Here is a 7,776-nt window from a genome sequence, read left to right as displayed (position 1 = left end):
ATCCGATGTTTAGCAGTTTCAACAGTACCGATGTAACGAGGCAAACCGTTCAACGCCTGACGCATTCCGCTCCGCGCCTCTCCAAAAATCCACCATTTTTCGCGGTAGCTGGCGCGATTATTTGTATCACGTTCCGGTTTTATAGTCTGGTAAACGTGCTGGTAGATTGCGGGGAATTGCGCGATTACCTGCTGCTCTGTTAGACCAAATAAGTCAAGCACCAATGCCCCTCGCGGCCTATCGGTAAGGTCACGGCCGTTTACGTAGGTCCTGATATGCTTCGATGCTCCGGCGATTGTTTCTAACCCTAGCTCGGAGGCTTTTTCTCTAGGCACAATAAAGCCTGCACCCATTAGCTGAACGCCCCGATTTGCCAGCTTCTCATTCGCTTGCAAACTTTGCATGCTATCCAAGTCAGCCCCAATAGTCAAATCGGGCTGAATGCGGCCTTCCTGATTGCCAAAAGTTACTTCGGCAGCATCGTTGCCAGCTACGGCCTGCTCCGTCAACACCCTCAGTAGCTGCCCGGTCGGTTGGGCGCTGGGGCGGTCGGCCACGGTAAAGGCCACGCGCACGGCGGCTCCGTCGGCATTGTCCACCCACGGATGGTCGGGAATGGCGAAAGAGAAGGCCAGCGACGGTTGGTCGCCGTCCAGGAACGGTTGCATCACCCGGCGGTTAAAGGTTTGCCGAAGGCTATTGGTTGTGATAAACCCAAACCGCTCCGCCTTGCCTGCCTGCACGATGGCCGCCGCCCGGTACCACCAGAACATCACCAGGTCGGCCGACTCGGGAACGTGGCCTGCGTAAGCCTGGCGCAATGCAATGGTATAGGCTCCACCTAGCGCGTCACGCATTCGGGACGCACCCACGAAAGGCGGATTACCAATGATAAAATCAGCATCGGGCCACTCAGCCGGCCACGTCTTGCTGTAATCGGCGTTGTGCCCCAACACGGCATCCTGCTGCTTAATATTCTGGTAGTTGTCCAGCAAGGGTTCTGCTAGCTGCGTAAGGCCGTGGGAACGCAGGTGCCACTGCAAGTAGCCGATGCGTAGCACCACGTCGGCAATGGCGGCGGCGCGGGGATTCAATTCCATCCCGAGCAGCTGCCGGGGGCTTACGGTGGTGCCGTCACCCAAATCCAAGCGCCCGGAGCCGCCGAGCTTCGCCAGCGTCGAGAGCACCTCGCCTTCCAGCCGTTTCAGGTGCTCCAGCGTCACGTACAGGAAGTTGCCCGAGCCACACGCCGGGTCCAGAATCTTCACCGACGTGAGCCGGCGCAGGAATTTCAGCACTTCCTCGCGGGCATCGTCCACGGCCTTTTTTCCCTTGCCTTCGTCCAGGCGGGTGGCGCTGGCGGCCTGCGCGGCGGCCCACTCGCGGCGGAGCGGCTCAATCACGGTGGGCAGTACCAACCGCTCGACGTAGCGCCGGGGCGTGTAGTGCGCGCCCAAACTGTGGCGTTCGGTCGGGTCCAGGGCTCGTTCGAGCAGGGTGCCGAAGATGGCCGGCTCCACTTCCGTCCAGTTGGCGTCCGCAGCAAGTTGCAGCAGCTTTATCTGGTCGGCGTTCAGGGGCAGCGCCTTTGCATCGTGGAATAGCTGGCCGTTAAAGCGCCGAAGCTTGGTGCGCAACTCGGGAGAAAAGCCGCCTTTGTCCATCACCGCCCACAAGCCTTGCAGCGCTTCGGGCAGGTAGCTCCGGGATTCTTCCGTTTCAGCATAAGTGGCCAGCAGTCCCTTAAAGGAATCAGTCGGAATTAGCTGCACGTCCTCGGCAAACATGGTAAACAGGCAACGCATCAGGAACTGCGCCACCACGTCGGACGGGTGGCCCGCCTTTTCCAGTTGGGTGCTCAGCCCGGCCAGGTAGCCGGCGAGCTGGCGCGTGACCTGGGCGGCGCGACGGCCGGGGTCGAGCTGCTGCGGGTCGGTAAAGAGTAGGTGCAGCTGCTCCCGCAGCTCGGGCTTAGCCAGCGCCGGCAGGTAGAAGCGGGAGTGCGCGGCATCGGGAAAGGGCACGTAGGTATCGCCGACGCCGGCAAAGTTGCTGTACACATCAAAACAGTGTCCCACGTCCACCACGACCACAAACGGGGGTCGCGGCTCGCTGGCCGGCAGCGCCCGCACGTAGCGCAGCGCCTGCTCCTGGGCGGCCTTCATCATCTGCTCCCACTTGGCGGTACCGCGCACCGCGTGGCCCTTGCGGCGCTTCTCGGCCGGCAAGCCCAACTGCGCCTTTTCGGCGGCGGCCTGTTCGTCGGGGGTGGTGGTGCCTTGTTTGGTTTCCAGCACAAAGCACCCGCGTTTATAGAGGTCAATTCGGCCGGTAGTCTGCTTGCCTCCCCCATCCTCAAACGTGACGGCCCGTTCCAATACATAAGCGTCCTGGGCTGGGCTATCGGTAGTAGGGTCGGGGCGCGGAACGCCGAGTAGGTCGCAGAGGTCTTGCAGAAACAGGCCGTAGTTGGCCCGCTCCGCGCCGCCTGATTTCAGCCAGCGCGTTTCAAAGTCGGTATAATGCACGATGCAAAATAAGCCCTTTCCGAGTAGCGGGATGCATTCCGATGCTTACTATAGGCTTTTAGTTCTTCGGGGCAGTGGGGAAAGAATATTTCCCTTTTGTTCTATCTTCATTGCGCATTAGCGCACAGCCTCCTACGGGGCTTCTCTTACCATGAAACGCTTTCACAGCACATCCCATGAGCGGTAGGTATCAACCTAACCGCTCCCATAAAACAACCCAAAAAACGCTGGGCCTGGACCGCCCGGCAACGAGGCCGCTGCCATAACCGGCACGACCGCCGCATCACTTCGCCCTCACCCGCGTTTCTGCGTCGTCACTGGCACCAGCACCGCGCCGTTACTCGCCAGGTACTGCACCAAGTGCTGGCCGGCCGTGACGAGGGCTACGTCACCTTTCGCTACCAGCCCCGACACGGGGGCTAATACGACTGGGCGTAACCAAAAAGCCCCTGTTCTGCTCACAGAGCAAAACAGGGGCTTTTTGCGTCTATAAACCAGGTCTAGCCGGACGCGGCTGCCTCGAACCCCGATTTTTAAACCTCTTTGTCCGAGTTCGTGATGGCGGGGTCGTCCACCAAATCACGTACCTCCAGGTCTAGCGCCCGGCTCAGGGAAATGAGCAAGTCCAGGGTCGGGGCCAGCTGCACCAGCTCGATGCGCTTGATGGTGGACTGTTCCACGTTAGCAATGTCTGCCAGCTTCTGTTGGGAGTAGCCCCGCTGTTTGCGCAAGGAGCGCAGGCGCTCCGAGAAAACTTGTAAGCCAGCGGGGTTTTTCACACGGCAAGCTGCCGCCGGGAGCCAGACGAATTAAGGGCGCATACGCCCTTAATTCGTTTTTATGAAATAGATTGCGGAAACATTACTCAAAGTACGCTTCCCCAAGAATAGGCCACCATCTAATGCGTTCCTGTTCACTGCGAGCGGTTTTTTGGTCCGTCCCCATGTCTTCTTCTGCATCTCTAGGCAAGCGCCTCACCCACCTCCGGGCCATCCTTGCGGCCCAAAACTCAAACCCCAAGGAGTGGTCCCGGGCCAGTCTCGCCCGGGCCGTTGACCTTTCGCCGGCGGTAATTGCGCGGCTGGAGCAAAGCGGCACCGGCTCAGCTGCCAACCTGCTGACCCTGCTAACCTTTTACCAATGCCACGGCTTCAACTTGGCTTGGATACTGGCCTCCGATGAGGAACGGGTGCCCCTCTACGCCTTTCAGGATGCCTTTCAATGCGCAGACGTAACAGAATCCTGCGACCATTTAGGTCGTCTACGCCAACGCGTACAAGAGTTTGGAGCGAATAATGAGCCGGAGCAAGAGGCAGTGGACAATCTGCTACGCTTTGTTCAAGAGCGAACCCATCAGGCGCTGGTGCATTTGCTCCCGCGAATCCGTTACCTCGACAGCGAGAGTGACTTACAGGTTTATCAACGCCACTTGCCGCCAGTAGCTGCTGCTTCCGCTGGGTGGCGTTCGCGGTCCATTCACTTGCTCCCTCTACACTATTACGACGCGGGGGAATCGGTACCCCGTTGCGGCGTACCGTATTACTACCTGACCTACGAAACAACGCCCTTGCGCTTCCCTGGCAGCGGAGCTTGTCCATTCTGCGAACAGCAGTTAGCCGGAAAACAGGCATTACCCGGCGTGCGCTGAGTTCTCCGCCCTTACGCGGGTTATTTGTTCACCGACGTAGCCTGAACCGACAACAGCCGCTGCACGGTGGTAGGATGGAAGGCCCTGCCCCGCCGGGTGCAATAGCCGGCCTGGTTCAACTCGTCGGCCACTTGCTGCAAGGTGTGGCCTTTAGCTCGAAGTAGCTCCGCTAACCGGGCAGCCTGGCGGTTCTGCTGGTTCTCGCGGGCATTGGCCTGCATCGTGGCTTGGCCCTGGGCGATGACGGCCGGCGTAAAGTTGCCCGGACTTCCCAATTGCGCCCCCCGCGCCTTTTTGGCGGCCAGGGCATCCTTCGTGCGTTTAGAAATGGTTTCCCGCTCGTGCTGGGCAATGACGGCAAACAGGCCCACGGTTAGCGTATTGGCGTCGGGCATGTCGCAGCAGACGAATTCCACCCCTGAGTCGCGCAAAGCGAAAATGAAGCCCGCGTTGCGGCTCAACCTATCCAGCTTAGCGATGAGCAGCGTCGCCCCCACGCGCCGGGCCTCGGCGATGGCAGCGAGCAGCTGCGGACGCTGGTTCTTTTTGCCGCTCTCAATTTCCACGTACTCGGTCCCGAGCTGGCCCACGTCCGATATAAAAGCCTGTACGGCCGCCCGCTGGGCGTCGAGGCCCAAACCGGAGTTGCCCTGCTTCTGGGTGGAGACTCTGTAATAAGGAGTGTAGCGGCGCGCCGGGGCCATCAAATCAGAACAAGAGGGAAGAAATCACCCGCAAGGTAGCCTATTTTACATATTGTAAACGAACGTTTACAGAATGTAAAATCTGGGGTACTTGGGGTAGCGCAAGCGTAAGAACAGAAATTCCCGTCAGGGCTAGGTAATCGGATTTGGCAATTTGGAGCGTCTCGAAAAACGAGGGTTCAGAAGCCGCCTGCTTTAGGCACTACCCACCGGCAACCCATGCGGCTCCCTGCCAACTGCACCCGCCCAATACAAGCCAGCAAATTGAACGTTTCAACAAACTATAATTGGACGTTTCAACAAACCATAAGTTTGTTTTCTGCCGGACCTTTGTCGTGTACCCACGAAACGAATACGATGATGAAAAATGCGGAAACAGTTTTGGTAACGGGCGGCACCGGCTTTGTGGGGATGCGCTGCATCCTGACCTTACTGCAACAAGGCTACCGCGTCCGCACCACGGTCCGCTCCCTGGCCAGCCAACCCCAGGTGCTGGCAACGCTGCGGGCGGGCGGCGCAGAAACCGCTGAGCAGGTGGAGTTTGTGGAAGCCGACCTGACCGACGACCGCCACTGGTCCGCCGCCGTGCAGGGCTGCGCCTACGTGCTGCACGTGGCCTCACCCGTGGGCTTTGCCGCCCCCACCGACGAAAGCGCCCACCTCAAGCCCGCCGTGGAGGGCACCCTGCGGGTGCTGAAAGCCGCCCGCGATGCGGGCGTGCGGCGGGTGGTGCTCACGTCCAGCTTTGGCGCGGTCGGCTTCAGCCACACCGATACCACCACCGAAACGACGGAAGCCGACTGGACCGACCCGGGCCTGAACGGGCTGTCGGTGTATGAAAAATCCAAGGGTTTGGCCGAACGCGCCGCCTGGAATTTTATCCAAACGGAGGGCGGGGCGCTGGAGCTGAGCGTGCTCAACCCAGTGGCCATTCTGGGGCCGGCCCTGAGTCCGCACGTCTCCGGCAGCTTCGATATGCTCAAGCACCTGGTGGACGGCTCGCTGAAGGCCGCGCCCCACATCGTCCTGAACGTGGTGGACGTGCGCGACGTGGCCGATTTGCAAATCCGGGCCATGACCACGCCGTCCGCCGCCGGGCAGCGCTTCATCGCCTCGGCCGACGGGCAGATTTCCATGCCCGAAATCGCGCAATTTCTCCGCCAGCACTGGCCGGACCTAACGGCCAGGGTGACCACCAAAACGGTGCCCGACTGGGTACTCAAAGTAGCATCGCTGTTCAACGCGCAAGCCAAAACGGGGGCGATGTTTCTGAAGGTGAACCGCCGGGTCAGCAACGCCAAAGCCAAGCGGGAACTGGGCTGGCAACCGCTTTCCACCAACGAGCAGGCCATTACGGCGGCGATGGACAGCCTTATCAAGTACCAGCTGGTCAAGTAGCTTGTCGCGGATGATATTCATTAGCAACAACTTACGCATTCTTAACCGGGGCTTGGCCGGCAGCGCCGGGCTGTTCTTCTTTTTAACCGCAAGCGTCATGGCGCAAACGCCCACTAGCAGCAAAACTTCCGACGCGGATAACGTCCTCGGCACCTGGGTCAGCAAGGCCAAAGACTCCAAAACGGAAATTCTCAAGGCCGACGGCAAGTACTACGGCACCCTGCTGGCGGGCTGGGGCAACGACCTCTACGAAAAAGATGGCAAAACCCTGAAGAAAGACGTGAACAACCCGAATCCGGCCCTGCGTAGCCACCCGCTGCTGAACGCGGTCATTCTCTCCAACCTGACCTACGTGGACGGCGCGTACGAAAACGGTGATTATTACGATGTCCGCTCGGGCCGCACCTTTAGCTGCACCATGCGGATGCGGGGCGACCAACTGGAAATCAGGATATACGCCAAGTTTCAGTGGCTGGGCATGACCAAAGAATGGACCAGGGTAGCGAAATAAATCCGGCCGGGCACCTCGCGCCGCCGGCCCCGGCCCGTAGCTTGTCGGAGCAATTCGTGGCCGACCACCTGTTTCTGTACCTCGCCGCCGGCGAGCTGCGGGTGTACGACGGCCACCAGCGTTTTACCCTGCAAGCGGGGGATTACTACCTGGTGCGGAAAAACCGCCTGGTGCGCTACGACCCCGGCAGCGCGGGGGCGGGCTGCGAAATGACGTACTGCTGCTTCGACGAGCCGTTTCTACGCGCGTTTGAGGAAAAGCACCCGGTAGGCACGAAAAAAAGCTGCCCGTCCGACGCGTTCGTGGCCCTGGCGGCCACCGAAACCATTGCCGGGTTTATTCGCTCGCTGGGGCCCTACCGCACGCCGGCCGGCAGCGTAACCGAGGCTTTCCGGGCGGTGAAGCACGAGGAGCTGCTCCTGATTTTGCTGCAACACCAGCCGGAGCTGGCCGACATCCTGTTCGACTACGGCCTACCGGGCAAAATTGGCCTGGAAAAATTCATGAATACCCACTTCAAATTCAACGTGAGTTTGCCGCGCTTCGCTTTTTTAACGGGCCGGAGCTTATCGGCTTTTAAGCGGGATTTTCAAGCCGTTTTCCACCAAACGCCCAGCCGCTGGCTGGTGCAAAAACGGCTGCAAGAGGCCTATTTTCTGCTGGATGAGCAGCACGAAAAACCCTCTGACATCTACTTCGACCTGGGCTTTAAGGATTTATCACATTTCTCCTTCGCCTTCAAAAACAGGTTCGGAGTAGCGCCCTCGGTACTCCTGAAACAGAAGACTAGCGGGTGTTAACCAGCTATACCAGCGCGGTATTGCTTACGCTAACCCAACGTCCCCCCCCCTTTTTTTCATCATGAAAAAACACTTGCTTCTGTTGGCCCTTTTGGGCAGCGCCGCGACGGCGGCCCGCGCCCAAAGCCCGATTGCGGCGGGCACCATTGGCCTTGGTTAAAAGTTTGGTCCAAAAGTGGAGAGTTAA

Annotated in this window: 7 protein-coding genes; 4 read left to right on the top strand and 3 right to left on the bottom strand. The window is 59.6% G+C overall.

Annotated features, from left to right (window positions below; genetic code table 11):
• Both BEN49_RS12880 and BEN49_RS12875 read right to left on the bottom strand, forming a co-directional pair.
• Window positions 1-2,528: class I SAM-dependent DNA methyltransferase (locus BEN49_RS12880; RefSeq protein ID WP_070744033.1), on the bottom strand; the 2,528-nt coding region annotated here is incomplete at its 3' end.
• A 533-nt stretch (window positions 2,529-3,061) separates the two neighbouring features.
• Window positions 3,062-3,307, bottom strand: a complete 246-nt coding sequence (locus BEN49_RS12875) for a helix-turn-helix domain-containing protein (RefSeq protein ID WP_070744031.1) — start codon at window positions 3,305-3,307, stop codon at window positions 3,062-3,064.
• A 164-nt stretch (window positions 3,308-3,471) separates the two neighbouring features.
• On the opposite strand from BEN49_RS12875, the gene BEN49_RS12870 reads away from it, so the two are divergent.
• Window positions 3,472-4,176 (top strand): hypothetical protein, encoded by a 705-nt coding sequence (locus BEN49_RS12870; protein ID WP_070744029.1) that lies wholly within the window; start codon window positions 3,472-3,474, stop codon window positions 4,174-4,176.
• A gap of 20 nt (window positions 4,177-4,196) precedes the next feature.
• On the opposite strand, the gene BEN49_RS12865 is transcribed toward BEN49_RS12870, so the two are convergent.
• Window positions 4,197-4,880: a recombinase family protein gene (locus BEN49_RS12865; RefSeq protein WP_070744027.1), complete on the bottom strand. Its 684-nt coding sequence runs from the start codon at window positions 4,878-4,880 to the stop codon at window positions 4,197-4,199.
• A 330-nt stretch (window positions 4,881-5,210) separates the two neighbouring features.
• On the opposite strand from BEN49_RS12865, the gene BEN49_RS12860 reads away from it, so the two are divergent.
• The 3 genes from BEN49_RS12860 (at window position 5,211) to BEN49_RS12850 (ending at window position 7,589) form a co-directional block, all read left to right on the top strand.
• Window positions 5,211-6,278, top strand: a complete 1,068-nt coding sequence (locus BEN49_RS12860) for an SDR family oxidoreductase (protein ID WP_239691923.1) — start codon at window positions 5,211-5,213, stop codon at window positions 6,276-6,278.
• 97 nt (window positions 6,279-6,375) lie between these two features.
• Entirely contained in the window at window positions 6,376-6,789 is a 414-nt protein-coding gene (locus BEN49_RS12855; protein WP_070744042.1) for a DUF2147 domain-containing protein, read from the top strand.
• Window positions 6,768-7,589 carry a helix-turn-helix domain-containing protein gene (locus BEN49_RS12850; protein ID WP_083326060.1) on the top strand — a complete coding sequence of 274 codons (822 nt, stop codon included), beginning with the start codon at window positions 6,768-6,770 and terminating at the stop codon, window positions 7,587-7,589. The genes BEN49_RS12855 and BEN49_RS12850 overlap by 22 nt, the downstream gene beginning before the upstream one ends.
• Window positions 7,590-7,776 lie beyond the last annotated feature (187 nt).

Source organism: Hymenobacter coccineus (assembly GCF_001816125.1).
Classification (GTDB): Bacteria; Bacteroidota; Bacteroidia; order Cytophagales; family Hymenobacteraceae; genus Hymenobacter; species Hymenobacter coccineus.
Note: the sequence above shows the minus strand (reverse complement) of the source record. Positions and strands in the feature narration are given on the sequence as shown.

Coding starts and splice junctions, on each gene's coding strand:
- BEN49_RS12870 (WP_070744029.1), top strand. CDS start 3,472: ATGTCTTCTTCTGCATCTCTAGGCAAGCGCCTCACCCACCTCCGGGCC.
- BEN49_RS12865 (WP_070744027.1), bottom strand. CDS start 4,880: ATGGCCCCGGCGCGCCGCTACACTCCTTATTACAGAGTCTCCACCCAG.
- BEN49_RS12855 (WP_070744042.1), top strand. CDS start 6,376: ATGGCGCAAACGCCCACTAGCAGCAAAACTTCCGACGCGGATAACGTC.
- BEN49_RS12850 (WP_083326060.1), top strand. CDS start 6,768: ATGGACCAGGGTAGCGAAATAAATCCGGCCGGGCACCTCGCGCCGCCG.